Origin of the sequence: Paenibacillus polysaccharolyticus (assembly GCF_023714295.1) — a bacterium.
GTDB lineage: Bacteria > Bacillota > Bacilli > Paenibacillales > Paenibacillaceae > Paenibacillus > Paenibacillus polysaccharolyticus_A.
In genome coordinates this window covers 1,024,775-1,041,125 of sequence record NZ_JAMAUN010000001.1, presented here as the reverse complement: position 1 = coordinate 1,041,125, position 16,351 = coordinate 1,024,775, and the positions used below count along the sequence as shown (strand labels likewise).

Below are 16,351 nucleotides of genomic sequence, written 5' to 3'. Positions count from 1 at the left end.
CTATTCGCGCAGTGTAATCTCTTGAAAGAGGGTATAACCGAAACTGATAATTTGCTGGATCAGGCTAAAAAAAAGCAAGCCCAGGAAAATCACAACACCCATTACTACAAGCGTAAGCAGCATGGTCATAATCGTTTTCATGACCGAGTATTGATGTACTGTCTTGGTTCCGATAAACAGCAGCCACACAAACCAGATGACACCGAACGAATCCAGCAAGTAATAGAAAGAAGATTCGCGCAGCGTAATCACATTACTGAGCAAAATATTAGGAATGTTGACCAGAATAAGCGGAAGCATCGCATATCCTGTAGCAATCAAGATGTCTTTGAACTTGCCCTCACCGTCCATCAGCGTAGTCAGCGACCAATTGGAAATACACCAGAGCAGAAAAGGGAGTACGATATACTTGAACTCGTTAATACTGTTAAGTGAAAGTGGATAGTTATTATTGACAACATACCCTGCAAACTGTCGCTTCAAGATCATCGTTATCGTGACAGCCAGAAGCACTAACAATGCAACGCGCAATCTGCCTTTATTTTCATATTTCAAATCCCAGTATCCGTCAAAAGGACGTACCGCGACATGCAGAGAGTATTTGAGTTCCTTAATTAGCGACATCTCTGACCCCCCTCTCATTCCTTGTCCTGGCGATCCTGCGCCAGACGATGACGCTGATTAGCAAGGCAATTGCTACAGTCATGTACATCCCGAAATATTCACGCATGTATTCTCTCCGATATTTCGCTAAAGCTTTGGAATAGTATTCGCGGTCATTCCCTAACTTCAGATAGGTCATTGCGTCCTTGTACTTCCCTTCTCGCAGCATCGATTTGCCGATACCGATATAGGCCATCTCATAGTTCGCGTCAAGGCGCAACACCTCTTGCCATAACTTCGCGGCTTCCGTATGTTTGCCAGAGCTGTACAACCGATTGGCTTCGTTAACCAGGCTTCCAAACGTTGTCGCCTTGAACTCCGTAATCCGGCCGAGATCCCGATCCAGTACGTAGATAGCGTCCCCGTGGCTCTCAATAGCGACCGGGTTTTTGAACGTACCGATCTGATTACCAAGCTGACCTATGACATAGAGGAGATTACCGTCCTCGTTATACGTGAACACCCGTCCTCTAGTTGAATCCAGCGCACGATAGACACCGTTACTGGACACCTTGATATCCACGAAGGAAGAGCGATTGAAGGTCAAGTCTCCGACCGGTGCAAATTCACCGTTGACCCGAAGTACGTCAATACCGGACGGATTCAATCTTTTGACGGAAGAAAGCGAGTTTTTATCCGCTGTTGTGGTGTAGATAAAACCGCCGTCATCGATGTCCGCGTTGTTGAACTCCAGCGGGATAAACCGCACCATTTTCTCCCGTTGTTCCTTGGTAGATACGGTTTTCCAGAACAGGTCGACCGGATCGAATTGCACTCGATTGGTACCCATAAATCCGGTGAAACGTCCGTCACTGTCGAACTCAATCAGTCCTTCAAAGACCCCGCGACCAACCACGTAGATCCGTCCAGCTTTGTCCACGATAACCTTGCGAGGAAAGTATTCAAACGTATCACTAAGCACATCCGACTCTGGTGCACCGATGGCACGCACAAAAGTACCATCGTGATTCAACTCCACGATTCGTCTGTTTTCGGTATCCGCAACGTAGATTTGACCTGCTTCCGTCACAAAGATTCCCTCCGGATTGTTAAAGCTATCCTGTTTACCGTCATGTTTAAAATCTTGTATGACCCGAACCGCTTCCCATTTCTCGTTTAAGACAACGATCCGTCCATTGCCTGAATCCAGAATATAGAGCAAGCCATCTTTCGCAGCATATAAATCCAGCGGAGACTGCCATGCTCCTGTTCCGGCCTCATCCCCTGTGATTACTCTGGAGGGAAGAAACGCAATCGGTGACTTTACCGAATCTCCCCAATAGTTGTAGGTATATCCCTCATACGGTGCCGCATGAGCCTGATTATGTCCTAATCCGGCAATCAGCAGGGAAGCTACCAGAACGATTAGCCATGATTTCACTCTCATCTGTAACACCCTCTCCCTTAATCCTTCATGCCGGATGAAGCCATCGTTTGAATGACATTGCTCTGCGATAGTACAAACGTCACGATTGGCACCGTCATCATGATGACAGCCACGGCAGCGCCTACCCCTGCACGAGCAATTCCCCCTTGCACAATCTGTCCCATGGCATAGTGCATCGTTTTGAGTTGTTCACTGTAGATGAAACTGCCGCCATCCGTTCCCCATAACATCTGCATCATCAGGATCAGTAGCGTTAACCACGCCGGTTTAACGAGCGGCATAACGACCTGGAAAAAAATTCGGTATTCGCTCGCACCATCCATTTTTGCCGCTTCAAGCAGTGCATCCGGGATTTGCTCCATAAACTGCTTCATTAGATACAAACCCAGCGGATAAGCAAAGGCCGGGATAATGATTGCTTGATACGAATCAAGCCAGCCGAGTGTCGACATGATCATATAGTTCGGAATGGCCGTGACATGTGGCGAAAACATCAACGACAAGACGATTACCGTGAACAAAATCTTATGTCCGCGAAACTTGTGTTTTGCCAGTGGGTATGCTGCGGCCGAGGCCAGCATGATATGACCGAATGTGCCCGCCGCCGTAATAAACACCGTATTAAAAATGTATCTTGAGAAGGGAACCCATGAATTTTTCATCACCTGAAACAAATCCGAAAAGTTCTCAAACGTCGGATTCCGAACAAACAGGGTTGGCGGAAATATGAACAGCTCATCCAGCGGTTTAAACGCATTATTAATGACATAGATGAGCGGAACCGCCATAAACGCGCCAAATCCGCCAAGTAGCAGGAACAGCAGGATGTCGACCTGCCAGGATCGGTTGATTTTTCGTTTCATACGCAGGGCTATTTTCATCTGCTATTCCCCCACTCTCTTCAGAAGCTTTTGTACAAGCAGGTTGGAACCCAGCATCAGACCGAATAACACCGTTGCAATAGCAGACGCGTAACCCATTTCGAAGCGGATCGTTCCGTAATCCATCAAGTGAGTGACGATCGTATGGGCACCGTACTGCACACTTGGGAACCCTGCTAGCGCCGTAGCAACTTCGGCAACCGCCAAGGACGCAGTAATCTGAATGACCGCACCAAACATCAACTGAGGCCGCATCGAAGGCAGCGTAATGTACCATAACTCCTGCCAGCGATTTTGTACCCCATCGATTGCTCCTGCTTCATACAGCGTACGATCCACGGTCTGCAAACCGGCGATGAACGCCAGGAAACTGGTTCCCAAGCTGAGCCACAGCTGCACTAGCATGATGATCGCCAGCATATATTTCGGATCTTGAAGCCACAGGATCGGTTCGTAAAGAATGCCTGTTTTCATCAAGAAACCGTTCATAATGCCGTACGAATCCCCGGAGAAAATAATTTGCCAAATAAAGAACACATTTCCCGAAATTGAAGGTGCAAAAAAGATCAGGGTCATAAAGGCTCTCACCTTGGGATTCAGCTCATTAATCAGCCACGCGAATACAAAACAAGCGATGTAACTGATTGGGCCGGTGACCACCGAGAAAATAATTGTATTTTTGAGACCAATCAAGAACACATCATCATTCCAGAGCAGCTTGGAATAGTTCTCCCAGCCGACCCATTGCGGAAACTCCAGCATATTGAAGTTAGTAAAGCTGAAGAAAATGGAGATGATGACGGGAAACACGGTAAATAGTAAAAACAACAACATATACGGAGATAGTAGAACATACAGATGTTTATCCCGCTTCATATCTCTGACAAAGAGTTCCCATTTTCCCGGCATGCCGGCAGGCGTGCGCTTGGGCCGAGAACCGGTTTTGTTCACCATTTCTGTCTTTTGCAAAAGAGTCCCTCCCTAGCGCATTCCGTCCAATTTAAACTCTTTTCGTTTCTGCTGAATTTCGTAGTTAATTTCCTGCACATAATCATAGATGGCATCCGTGGAATTGGTACCGTTATTCACGACCTCACGCAAGGCATTGTCCAGATGGCGACCTGTAAAGTAACCTCCAGGCACTTCAGGCACGCCCTGCACCCACTCCCATTGTTCTTCCAAACTGCGATAATCGCGGATTGGCCAAGGCAATTCCTGTAATGCTTCAATGTTGGCTGTCGGATAGCGCGCCGCAGCTCCCATCAGACCTTCCATTTCCCTTCCGAATCGAACTTGTGCATCCTTACTAACCCACCATTTCATGAATTCCCATGCCGCATCCTTATGTTTGGATTGTTTCAGCATGACCGTCGCCGTGCCACCACTAGCCACATCCCGTTTGATGCTTCCGTCCTTCTGCTTGATTCCTGGAACCGGGATAAACTCCCATAATCCTTTGATCTCTGGCGCAGATACAGACAAATAGTTGTAGAAGGTGTAATCCATAATGCCCACTGGCATTTCACCTGTTCTAAAGCGCATCGGGAAATCAAAGGTGAGCGGAAGTTTATAACTGGTATAAAAATTCGTCCATTCTTTGAACGCTTCCAGCCCCGTTTCCGTATCCATACCACTTCTGGCACCTTGGTCTAAATAGAATGAACCACCCATTTGGTAGAGCAGCATTGCATACGCCCGGTTTACTTCGAGTACCGGTACACCTGTGGTTTGAGCAAGCGGCAGTGCCATTTCCATGTTATGCTTCTGCAGCACCGGAATCATGGCATACACATCTTCCCACGTCTGCGGCGGCTCAAGGTCAAGCTGTTCCAGAATATCTTTCCGGTAAAATAACATATTGAATATTTGCTGTTCCGGCAGGGCAAATACTTGATCCTCAAATTGATAAGGAACCATGGCACTGTCCCTGAACTGTTTGATCAATTCGTGGTACCCCGGATACGTAGACAGATCCTCTGCCGCATGCCGCATGCCGAAGTTAACCGGCACATCATTGCCTACTTGCATCGCCACATCCGGTCCTTCTCCTGCAAGGGAGGCGCGGAGCAACACGTCGGCATTGACCAGCTTGAGATTGACACTAATGCCTGTCAGCGGTGTAAACGTGTCATCAATCATCGCTTTTAATACCTGCGCCTGGTCTCGGCCTGTACCAATCCAGACGGTAACGGATTTATCTTCATCCGCTGTGCTACCGATGGTGTCGTAATCTTCGAAGAAAGAATGGAAGAAAGACGAAACCTCATGTCCGGCTTTACGGAAGGCCGAATCATTTGCGTTTGGCAACTTCTCATCAGGGGAAGCTAAGAGCAGATAGTCAATTTCCAGCGGTTGCTCCCGGACTTCCAGAAGCCAAGAACCGACACTTCCGACGTTAATTTTGAATTGAGACAACCGTTTCTGAACCGTTTCCGGTTTGTCGGCCAGATCGGCCAACTGATAAGCGGTTTTATTCAAAATCGCAGTTTTGTCACTCTTTTCTCCTGTTAGACGAATCAACTCTTCAGAAACCGCATTCAAGATATCGCTTTGCTTATGAAATACTTCCACCATATCTGGAATCTGTTTCTCTAATTGATAATCCCGATACGGGTCAGGAACATTTCCTGTAATCATCAGAATTTTTCGGTACATCGCATTGATTTCAAGCACGCTGGCTTCAACCTGGCGAATCAAAGGCGCAATGGCCCCAAGACTGACCTCAAGCCGTAAATCATGTTTTCCTTTGGTTAAATAAAATAAATAAGGCTCTTCTTCACTGCCAAGCACATGCATCTGCCAATCCGAATCATAGAAGAATGGAATCTGCATCATTTCTTTGAATGGCGTTTGGTTATCAATCTGCAGCGAGCGCGTGGAATAAATGCCTCTCAGCAATTCCTGTCTGCCTTTGATCGCAATTTTATATAAACCATCCTCCGGCACATCCATTTCCCATGCAATCCATTGCCCTGGCACACGCCAGTTGTTTCCGCCAATGGTGTTCATTCTGATCTTGGAAACATCATACGGTTCCGTTGAGGTGCTGGATCGATCTGTAATCGGATACAACGTCGGTGATGACTTGGTTGCTGCCTGTTCCCCTTGAACTTTGATCAAGTGTCCGCTTGTTTCCGCGTATCCTTTCGATTCGTACTCCTGCTTCAGTTCCGCATAGGAAGGCGGTTCTTCGTAATGATGTAGCTTGATCGAATCAATGACCATCGGTTCCCGCGTTGATACAAGCTTTATGGAGTGTTTCCCTGCTGAAAAATAAAACTGGTACGGCTCTTCATAATAGCCTTCTTTATCTCTCAGGATGGACTCCTGCCACATGGGTGCTTCAATCTGACGCGGACGCAAGTCATTGCCTCTATTGTCTTGCTCAATCTCGGATTTTTCATTGACCCAAACCCGATGAAAGCTCATGTTGCGTGCACTGTTGAAAGGGATCTTCCCATCAATCCATAACTCGCGTTCGATGGCAGAGCTCTTTCCTTGAATCGGGTAATAACGCAACGTCATGTGATACATCCCGGATTCCGGAACATCCACGTCCCACTGCATGGAACCACTTTCCTCTGTTCGTATGAACTTGCCCGTTTCGCCGCCGAGCTCTGTGATCATCTCTGGTTTCATTCCTTCAGCAGCTGTGTAATCTGCTCCCTGAATGACAATTTCCCTTGAAGGCCGCTTCTCGTTCTGGTGTTGCTGCAGGTAATAATCATAGCTACCCTCCGCAGCAGACTCCGATATCGGCATCACACGGCTCGGATCTGATGTTCGATTTCCGGATTTGGAATTACCGCTCGCACCGGAACTGAATATCGCATACACCACGACGAGCATGACCATGACGACGACAATCGTCACTCGGGATAATGTGAATTTCACCCAATGCCCCTCCTTTAACTGACTCTCGTAAACGTAATCAGATGGACGGCCCGCAAATTTGTTTCCCGGCTAACCGAGAACAGATATGAGGCCGTCAACTTATATCCATTATTTTTTCTTTTCTTGCTCTCCGCTTAGCACTTTTTTCACCGCAGCCTGAGCAGGTGCAATAACTTGTGCAATACCTGTAGAAGGTGTAATTTCACCTTTAACAAATTTCTCGGTTACGCTGTCCAATTGCTCTTTGATGCCCAGACCGCCGAAGCGTCCGCCAAACAAACGTTGTACCTTGCCATCATCATTCATCGCATTCGCGATTGAAGTTTCATCCGGTAAAATATTTTCAAGAGACAGTCTGCGGTTATCCTGCCAGTTATCAAAGTCTTGCAGATCTTCCCAGATCTTCACGATCACATCTGCATCCTTAACGCCTTTCGGAATAACATAAGCTGCCGTCTGACCGAATGGTTCATAGTAAGAGTTCGCTTTAGGGCCCTTAGGCATATAAACATATCCCCACTCATCCTTCAGCTTATCTACGATCCGGCCTTCAACCTCCCAGAGTCCACCAGGATACATTGCAATCGTGCCTTCTCCGAAATATTTGGCTGGATCTTCCCAGTCGTTGCCTCCATTGGCTTTGATCACTTTATGCTCGGTGTACAAGCTATGCAGGAAGTTGAGCGCTTCCATAGCTTCGGGAGAATTAAACGTCACTTTGCCTGTCTGCTCATCGTACAGTTTGCCACCGTTGCTCGCGATCAGCATCTCCGAAAGTACGTAATGCGCTCCAGCGAGACCGTACTGATCCATCTTACCGTCACCATTGCGGTCAACGGTTAACTTTTTGGCTGCATCTAGCATCGTATTCCAGTTCCAGTTATCCTCATCCATTAACTGCTGTGGGTCTTTCAAGCCCGCTTCCTTGAAAATCCGTTTGTTATAAAACAAGCCACTTTCATTCGGTGTATACCAGCTTTCGAGACCATACACCTTGTCACCGCCAAAGCGCATCGAGTCCACAACATCCTTCTCGACCCGAGTGTCTTTGAGATAATCATCCAGCGGGGTCAGGAATCCACCATGCATAAGTCCCCAGATGAAACCATCAGGAATGCGGACAATTTCCGCAAAAGGCTCGTTCGCAAGCACGGAGGAAGACAGTTTTTCAGATGTAGACCAGTATTCTGTATTTAAATACTTGATTTTCACGTTATATTTTTCTTCCACCATTTTGATCCGCTCACGCGCCAGTTCATCTGACTCCGAATCTCCTTTGGGAGTAGCATCCCACCAGTGAGATATGCGAATGACCCGTCCGTTCAAATCAGGAGCTGGCGCCGCCTCTTCCTTCTCTTCTTCCTTGGCAGGTGTGGTGTTAGTCTCCGTCTCAGCTGGTTTAGTCGCAACAGGCTCGGCTGGTTTATCATTAGAAGCACTACATGCAGACAAAAGCATAATCAAAGCGGCAAACAAAACGATGAACATGATTTGGTTAGAAATCAATTTTTTCAACATGGGTTGCCTCCCTTAAGTAAATGAATTTCCTTTACTGCTAATTCCATAAAAGAAACATCAGATTCAACTCGACGTGCCTTAGGTCATTCCTTATTTGCCTTGTTCACCTTTCAGTACTTTCTGAATTCCTGCCTGTGCAGGTCCAATGACCTGAGCTACACCTGTAGATGGAGTCACTTCACCTTTCACAAACTTTTCGGTTACACTGCCAAGAGCTTCCTTAACCCCTAGTCCTCCGGCACGGGCGCCGTATACGCGTTCAACCTGCCCGTTGTCATTCATGGCGTTAGCAATGGAAGCTTCGTCAGGCAAAATGTTTTCTAACCACAGACGGTGATTATCCTGCCAGTTGTCAAAGTCCTGAAGCTCTTCCCAAATTTTCACGATGATATCGGCATCCTTTACGCCCTTAGGAATAACAAAACTTTCTGTACTGTTGACTGTATCCAGATACGTTTTTGCTTTTGGACCTTTAGGCATGTAAACATAACCCCAGTCGTCTTTTAACTTATCCAGAATACGGCCTTCGACTTCCCATAATCCCCCAGGGTACATCGCAATATTACCTTCTGAAAAGAATTTGGATGGATCTTCCCAATCATTACCAGCGTTAGCCTTCACAACTTTGTGGTCATTGTAAAGACTATACAAAAAGTTAAGCGCTTCCAAAGATTCAGGTGAATCAAACGCTGCCTTTTGCGTTGCCTCGTCATACATCTTGCCGCCGTTACTTCCGATTAGCATTTCATGAAATACATAGTACGCACCCGACAGACCATACTGATCCGTCTTGCCATCACCGTTTTTATCTACGGTTAGCTTCTTGGCTGCATCCAGCATCGTATCCCAGTTCCAGTTATCCTCTTCCATTAATTGCTGCGGATCTTTCAAACCAGCTTCCTTAAAGATTCGTTTGTTGTAAAACATTCCGCTGTCATTCGGGGTATACCAACCCGTCAGCCCATATACTTTATCACTGCCGAATCGCATCGAATCGATGACATCCGGCTTGATCTGCGTATCCTTCAGATATTCGTCCAGTGGTGTAAGGAATCCGCCCTGCATAAGACCCCAAATATTGCCGTCAGGCACACGTACAATCTCTGCAAAAGGTTCATTCGCCATTACGGATGAAGAAATTTTCTCGGATGTTGCTCCGTAATCTGTATTCAAGTAAGAAATTTTAACGTTGTATTTCTCTTCTACATTTTTGATTCGTTCTCGAGCGCGCTCATCTGCCTCCGAATCTCCCTTGGGAGATGCATCCCACCAGTTCGATATGCGGACAGCTCTGCCGTTCAAATCCACCTTAGGCTCCTGTTTTTCCTGTACAGGTTCGACTGCCGCTTCTTTGTTTTTATCCGCCGGTGGCTGGGTCGCTGTATCAGATGGTGTACTTCCACCACTGCAACCAGCAATAATGGTTACCAGTAGAGTGAATATCACCAACAGGCTGAACCTCTTCTTTCTCACAAACTTCATCTTTCACACGCTCCCCCTCAAAGTTAGATAAAGATGAATCAAGCTTGCATCATACTTGGATGACTTCCTCGAGTGACTTAATTCATCACAAGGCTGTCACGGATGGGAACTTGAAAACCTGCCAACCCCCTTCAACAGAAAGCGCTTACGAAATTGTTAGGAGTTAATGAAACGGATTTCATGAAACCCATTTCATTATAGTATCATGAAAAGCCTTGGGTCAATACATATTCTGTTATTATTTAGAATATTTTGATCATCACTATTTCATTCCGCATAATTTCAGGAAAACATAACACTTAAAGGGGGGAAACCATCAGAATCCTCTAGCATCAAACGAAATAGCAGCTTGGAGGGCTTCATATATGATTGGTTTTGGGGTTCTAGTTTGAGAAAGAACAAACAGTAAAGTCTTCAAGCCGAGTTGATTTGCCGAATGCCTTATATTCATACTTTCATAGACACAACAATCTGCCCGAGGTGTTGCTGCGTATTATAATTACTTAAATGCATCATGAGGCAAAAAAGCGTGCACGCCCTTCACACCATTCACAATTTGCGTGATACGCAAATCAATCACTGCGCTTCCCAGCGCAATCGCTTCTACCCGCTCCAGGCCATATAACTCGCCCATCAGGCCTAACATGCCATCCAACGCTTGAACCGTTGCTTCATTCAAGTCCTCATCAAAACCAAAGGTAATCCATCCAGAAGGCGTATGCGCACGTGGATTGGTCAGCTTTATATCATCTATGACATTCACTGTGATTTCTACAAGCTCCATAGCACATTCAATCGCTTGACAGCTGACTTCCCCATCGCCTTGCCGTGCATGACCGTCACCGATCGCAAGATAACCCCCGTCTACTGGAATAGGCAAATATAACTTACTTCCCTGTACAAGTTCCTTGCAGTCCATATTCCCTCCACAATATCGCGGCGGCCACGTCGTATGAATTCCGCCTGATTCTGGCGGCATGCCCACGACACCCATAAATGGATTTAAGGATACGCAGTATTTTTTTCCCCGCACTTCACAAGAAGCACTCATTGCTTGTTGATCAAGTGTCCAATTCAGCGACAGTTCATCGACCTCTGTTAGATGCAATTTTTGATTCTGCCAGTTCGGATATCCTCCTGCGGAAGTAAACCCGTAACTGCCCGGTATGATCTCATTGAAAATGATCTCTAACGTTGTGCCCTGCTTCGCTTCTTCAATATAAATTGGACCAATTAAGGCGTGACCTCCATCTTTTTCACCTTGTCGTGGAAAAGGTTTTATCCGTTCCGCATAACTCTTGCCCGTACCCCAACCCGCATCTAACGTCTGAAAGCGGATGGAATCACCTGACTTTATATTTAATATAGGTGCTACCTCATTGGTAAATGAACCGATCAGATTTTCCTGAGCTAATGTAATCGTATGAATACTCACAACAATCCCTCCCCGGCCAGATATTGTTTTAACGGCTCCATATGATGCTGGTCATGCCATATAAAATCTTTAAGGTATTGGGGAATGTAAAATACATTATCCTTGTTCTCTGGATCCACATATCGTTGATAAAGCTGTTCCTCCGATAACCCTCGAATATCATTCATAATTTTGTGACGGTAAGTGATCGCCTTGTCGACAATTTCGGACGGCTCTGTGCGGTTCCCGTACTCCACAGCTTTACGATTAAACTCATCAAAATCCAGATGCTTCAACGTAATCTGCTGATTCAGGGCAATCTTCTCAATCGCTTCCTTATAAAAATATCGATCCCATAACATCATATGGCTTACGATGGATTTGATCGTCCACTTTCCTTTTTCCAGACTGGAATTCCATATCTTTTCTTCGAGACGACTCAATGTTTTGACAAATAGCGTCCATTCTTCAAAAGCTTGAAGCAAATGTTCCATTTCTTTATTCATAATCTACTTCCCCCTTCTTTCTTTGTTGAACATGATTCACTCTCTCACTTTCTATATCTGTATGATTTTTTTGGTCACGATTTTCTTGCATAATTGAAACGGTGCCGATTCTGCTTCGTTCTCGGTATAAAGATATGAATATCAGATTCTTCACTGAAATGATATAGCATTTGATACACCTCTGTTCGATGAAGTTAAGTCTCAATCAACGTACACAATCCTTTTCTAATCTCATCTGTTAAATTGTCGTTCGCTAACAAGCTCTTAATCAGATCCTGATTCACATACTCATTGCTTGTTTGCAAATAATCTAAAATCAAATCCGCTTTCTCATGTCTACCCATCATCTGATAAGCAACGTACCACACTTCAGGACTTGAAACATACATTCCGTGCCATTTTACATTTCGAATAGATGATATAGGTAACTCCAGTCGTCTTCCACCTACATCAAAAGCAAATCCGCCAATGACATCCACATTTAACGGCCCAATTTCCATTCTATATTCACTTGCAAAAGGTTTGTCGCCGCTCTCCCTCTCGATCCACTCATATCCAGCAATCGCTTCTATCAATTTGAATTTTGGACAATTGACCATCAGATCCCAATCGTTCACGGAATCAACCAAGCCAAGAAAACACAACATGGCACTTCCACCCAATGAATATGCAATATGATTCGCTTCTAAACGTTTGACTAACGGTAAAATCTCTTGAGGATTCATCATTATGCGTCCCACTCCTAACGCTCATTTTATATCAATCATTCGTATCTAAATTACATTAATATAAAATCTCAATCTGGTTGTATACGTTCAGCGGCTCCTGATCAATCAACATATTCGGGTCTTTCTGCTCGGTAAGTAACATATTCAATATATTTAACTCGTAGTACCATTCTCCGGTATCCTGATAGATATGCCTTCCGTTGTACACCACTCTTCCATATTCGTTTGAAGTCAATCCAAATGCCCGCTCTGTCAAAGGCTGATATCGCTTGTCATATCGGATTGGTTTTCCACACTCTGGGAAGTAGGTGAAGGTTACATCATATTCGGAAGTTTCAGATTCGGGCTCCTTACTATCAATCAAAACACAACCCAATTTGAAATTCTTTGCAGTAGGTTTCAGAATGACACTTTTATCTTGAATCTTCTCAAAACCGTTCTTGTTATGCAAAATGAGCATTCGATGGTAAGGCAGACCATAGGACGTGTCGTAACTGAACAGCATATCCGGTAAACGGAAGGCTTTCTCCATATCATTTCGGGCAGTGGAAAAAGGGGCCCCTCTTACATCCTTCTCCCAGCGCAAGGTTATGAATTGAAGAAGTATTCTTTCTCGATTCGAGCGCTCTTTATGTTTCCCAAACTGCATATCTGTTTGCTCCTTCTTCCTGCTATTGTGCTGAAATAGTCAAGAAGCTGGTCCATCTTGCTTTAGACGTCCCAGCTTCATTTTTATTCTCCTCGTTTCATGCCATAGAAGAAACCTTATTCACTTCTGAATAACGTGTTGATAATCATCTCGGCGCATTCTTCAGGTGTATGCTGACTCGTATCAACCGAGTACGTATACTGAATGTCGGACGCCATCATACGATGTTGCTCTTCAGACTGGTCTTCTCTGCGGTCTCCCCGTTCAATGTTACGCTGACGACAGATATCGAGAGGGCAATGTAGCTCCACAATCTCTAGTGGATATCCTTCAAATATCTTTTTCACTTGTTCATAATGCGGTGCAAGCTCCGGTCTCTCCACCAAAATCCCATCGATCAGCACATGCTTGCCATGGTCTGAGAATACCTTTGCTGTGTGATACATCATGATGATGGCTTCGCTTAGGTATTTCCAGTAATCGGTCTGTAGATGTTTATCCCCGATTGTATTCTCAAATAAATCATTCGCCACGACATAGAAAAACGGATCATCATATGACTGCATGGCCTCGACTATTGACGTTTTTCCCGAACTCGTTACACCATTCAAAAATATAATTTTACCTTTATCCATTATGTTATCTTCCTTTGCTAAAGTATGAATTTATAAATATTTTACAGCGTGTACTAACAAGCATTCCAAACGGCTCATTCAATCAAGCGGGATCGTTTACAACAGTTATTTATATTGCTCCTCAAACTCTTTATCTCTATTTTTCATTTCGGTAAGCGAATGTTGAATGAAAGCGATGTGACGAATAAAGTAAACGGTTCCCACTAGGATACATATGCTTCCTACCCAGTAGTTTAGATTCAAATCCATCTCATAATTGATCGGACTATAACTTCCCGCTCCTGCAGCCTGAAATGCGGCATATCCCAGTTTGGGAATGACCTCTTCCATCGTTTTGGTAAGAGTCACTATGCTGATTCCTACAATAATGAAAATAAATGAAAAAATCATGGGTATTGGCTTCATCTCGAATGTTCTCCTTTCCAAATAAATCTCAGATTGTTTCGTAAATCTTCAATGATTTCAGATACTTGCTCTCGGCTGTAATGTTGAGTATAGAGTTTATATTGTTCTTTTAATTCTGAGCACGCTTCGAATTCTTCCAGTAAAACCAAACTGCGCTCACCCATCTGAGCATCTATGTGTCTCAATTGATCCCTGGTGATCAGGGTACTTCGATCTACCAACAAGACAACATAGACGACCCTGAATTGAAAGCCCGTTAACTGTTGTACAAGCCATACTATCTCTGAAGGGAAAGTAACGTAGTCAATGACAACATTATAATCCTGTTCTAACAAATTCCGGGTTAAGCTCAGTATATTTTTCCATGTCAGATCATACGTCTCTTTGCATAACCATGGTTTACCCCGTCCATTCACTGGAATATGACTGATTGCGTCTCCCGAAATATACGCACTTTTGCTCAATGTCTGAACAAGCTGTTGCGAGGTTGCCGATTTTCCTACCCCAGCCGGCCCTGAGATCACATATACTGTTCGGCTCATGTTGTGTTCCCCTTCTTTTTATACATCTAGATATGCCACATATTGAATCCTAATGCTTCGTGAAAAGTTTCCGTATCATTCCCTCTCCGATTGGATGATCCAACCAAAGCCCTCTCGATCCAATCAGCTTTTTTCTAACAAGTTCTGCAAAAGATAAAACGGTCATAAGGGTTCCACACATGCAGACCGTCCGCAATGTAACCTCGTAACCACAACTCGTCTTCTATACGTCTGAGATAAAAACCTTTTGGAAAATAATCATCCTCAGTAAGAGGTTTAGAAGCTATTGTAATCGAACCTGATGGTGCTTGGTTTCCTTTTTCAGGGCTTGATGTACATGTCTCAGGTTGATCCAAATATTGAATTCTAAGAAAGGGACCCAAATCAATAGGACATAACTGCAAACCAAGAGTATCTGCCATTTGAAAGAGTTGTAGGGTCGTAGCTCCATCCAAAAATCCTAGATTTCTAACAGCCAACTCGACCGTCTCTAGCCGCCTCTTGGTGGGAGAAATGACAAATTTCTCATCATCAAACAGTTTATTTCCGTATTCATTCATTCGAATTGAACACTGCTGTAATTTATCTTTAAGCTGCGGTTTGCTTACTCCCCCAACTTCAATGACTCTTATTTTCATGGGACAATGAGGGTAAATTTCTTCTTGGTAAAAGTCACCGATTTCTGTGACACTTTTTAAAGATTTAATCTGGGCAATATGATGCTGACCATGCCAGACGAATCGTTGAATAGCGATATCCAGCGATATTGCACCTAATACCTCTGTTCGCAGTTTCCGCCTAAATTGTTCGGGTTGTAAACCACGCAGCAGCGTGAGAAATCGTTTGTGCAGTATTTCAAGCAACATGATTGAATCTTCCAATGCCAAATCTTTATACTCTTGTAGCGATGCCCATAAATCTTCCCTATACGAGCTTGCGAGTGGTTGGTCCTCAGTTAATGCTCTTTTGAATCTTATGTACGCGTTCATATCGTTGTCTGCAAGGTGGTGCACAATCTGGATAACCGTCCAGCCGCCTGTACGATAAGGCGTACGAAGTTGCTCATCATTAAGATCTTGTGTAATCTCTCTTAAGGTCTTCGCAATCTTGGGAATTTGATCTAATAAGTGTTTTCGATTCTCATTGGTGAAGTCCAGGCGGGGCTCAAAGTGTCCGATTGGAAAACGTATCTTTTCATCTAAAGCCATTTTAAACACTGCTCCATTCATCTACTACAGAATCAAATCATATCCAATATAACCCACAATGTTCCATTTGCGAAGTGAAAAAATAAAAAAAGAAGCAGCCATGATCTTAACGGCTAGCTTCAATGACTCCATCTTATATAGTAAAATCAGGCATAGTACCCTCCTTCTTTTAGATACGAAGCCGTAACTTTATAATGTTTATAGATCTTACTGAATGCCCGGTTTGCTTTATGTTGATGTTCTCCATCACTTAAACACGGCTTGGTTACCTTAACAACTTCTCTCATATCTGTATCCATGCTCATTTCGCCTGTGAGCAGGCGTTCTATATTTAATTCAAACCGGCCTTCAAGATTCTCAGAGCAGTCTCCGTAAGCATACGTTGCAGTACCGTCATTGACACAAATTAATTTAAAATCAATACAAAATGCCATTCATT

Annotated in this window: 16 protein-coding genes and 1 pseudogene; all 17 read right to left on the bottom strand. The window is 44.5% G+C overall.

The window, feature by feature from the left end; all coding sequences use genetic code 11:
• Positions 1-624, bottom strand: coding sequence for a Yip1 family protein (locus M3629_RS05080; RefSeq protein WP_251503144.1), 624 nt, complete (start codon positions 622-624; stop codon positions 1-3).
• The gene (locus M3629_RS05075) at positions 611-2,050 is read right to left on the bottom strand and encodes a gluconolactonase (RefSeq protein WP_251503143.1); all 1,440 of its coding nucleotides are present in this window, start codon (positions 2,048-2,050) and stop codon (positions 611-613) included. Before M3629_RS05075 ends, M3629_RS05080 begins: the two co-directional genes overlap by 14 nt.
• Positions 2,051-2,067: 17 nt before the next feature.
• Positions 2,068-2,931 carry a carbohydrate ABC transporter permease gene (locus tag M3629_RS05070; protein WP_251503142.1) on the bottom strand — a complete coding sequence of 288 codons (864 nt, stop codon included), beginning with the start codon at positions 2,929-2,931 and terminating at the stop codon, positions 2,068-2,070.
• Positions 2,932-2,934: 3 nt separating this feature from the next.
• Positions 2,935-3,840 (bottom strand): carbohydrate ABC transporter permease, encoded by a 906-nt coding sequence (locus M3629_RS05065; protein WP_240037208.1) that lies wholly within the window; start codon positions 3,838-3,840, stop codon positions 2,935-2,937.
• A 72-nt stretch (positions 3,841-3,912) separates the two neighbouring features.
• The gene (locus tag M3629_RS05060) at positions 3,913-6,786 is read right to left on the bottom strand and encodes an extracellular solute-binding protein (protein WP_435368194.1); all 2,874 of its coding nucleotides are present in this window, start codon (positions 6,784-6,786) and stop codon (positions 3,913-3,915) included.
• 147 nt (positions 6,787-6,933) lie between these two features.
• Entirely contained in the window at positions 6,934-8,343 is a 1,410-nt protein-coding gene (locus M3629_RS05055) for an ABC transporter substrate-binding protein (RefSeq protein ID WP_251503140.1), read from the bottom strand.
• A gap of 90 nt (positions 8,344-8,433) precedes the next feature.
• Positions 8,434-9,825 carry an extracellular solute-binding protein gene (locus M3629_RS05050; RefSeq protein ID WP_251503139.1) on the bottom strand — a complete coding sequence of 464 codons (1,392 nt, stop codon included), beginning with the start codon at positions 9,823-9,825 and terminating at the stop codon, positions 8,434-8,436.
• Between the two features lie 499 nt (positions 9,826-10,324).
• Entirely contained in the window at positions 10,325-11,260 is a 936-nt protein-coding gene (locus M3629_RS05045; protein ID WP_251503138.1) for an acetamidase/formamidase family protein, read from the bottom strand.
• The gene (locus M3629_RS05040) at positions 11,257-11,745 is read right to left on the bottom strand and encodes a DinB family protein (protein ID WP_251503137.1); all 489 of its coding nucleotides are present in this window, start codon (positions 11,743-11,745) and stop codon (positions 11,257-11,259) included. Before M3629_RS05040 ends, M3629_RS05045 begins: the two co-directional genes overlap by 4 nt.
• Before the next feature lie 194 nt (positions 11,746-11,939).
• The gene (locus tag M3629_RS05035) at positions 11,940-12,473 is read right to left on the bottom strand and encodes a hypothetical protein (RefSeq protein ID WP_251503136.1); all 534 of its coding nucleotides are present in this window, start codon (positions 12,471-12,473) and stop codon (positions 11,940-11,942) included.
• A gap of 55 nt (positions 12,474-12,528) precedes the next feature.
• Positions 12,529-13,122, bottom strand: a complete 594-nt coding sequence (locus tag M3629_RS05030) for a hypothetical protein (RefSeq protein WP_251503135.1) — start codon at positions 13,120-13,122, stop codon at positions 12,529-12,531.
• 116 nt (positions 13,123-13,238) lie between these two features.
• Positions 13,239-13,757 (bottom strand): phosphotransferase-like protein, encoded by a 519-nt coding sequence (locus M3629_RS05025; RefSeq protein ID WP_251503134.1) that lies wholly within the window; start codon positions 13,755-13,757, stop codon positions 13,239-13,241.
• 105 nt (positions 13,758-13,862) lie between these two features.
• Positions 13,863-14,162 carry a hypothetical protein gene (locus M3629_RS05020; RefSeq protein ID WP_251503133.1) on the bottom strand — a complete coding sequence of 100 codons (300 nt, stop codon included), beginning with the start codon at positions 14,160-14,162 and terminating at the stop codon, positions 13,863-13,865.
• Positions 14,159-14,704 carry an AAA family ATPase gene (locus tag M3629_RS05015; RefSeq protein ID WP_251503132.1) on the bottom strand — a complete coding sequence of 182 codons (546 nt, stop codon included), beginning with the start codon at positions 14,702-14,704 and terminating at the stop codon, positions 14,159-14,161. Before M3629_RS05015 ends, M3629_RS05020 begins: the two co-directional genes overlap by 4 nt.
• A gap of 134 nt (positions 14,705-14,838) precedes the next feature.
• The gene (locus tag M3629_RS05010; RefSeq protein WP_251504577.1) at positions 14,839-15,342 is read right to left on the bottom strand and encodes a helicase; all 504 of its coding nucleotides are present in this window, start codon (positions 15,340-15,342) and stop codon (positions 14,839-14,841) included.
• Positions 15,343-15,405: 63 nt separating this feature from the next.
• Positions 15,406-15,912: pseudogene (locus M3629_RS05005) on the bottom strand (YfiT family bacillithiol transferase); the annotation flags it as partial.
• Positions 15,913-16,058: 146 nt separating this feature from the next.
• Positions 16,059-16,346 (bottom strand): hypothetical protein, encoded by a 288-nt coding sequence (locus M3629_RS05000; protein ID WP_154958883.1) that lies wholly within the window; start codon positions 16,344-16,346, stop codon positions 16,059-16,061.
• Positions 16,347-16,351: the final 5 nt, after the last annotated feature.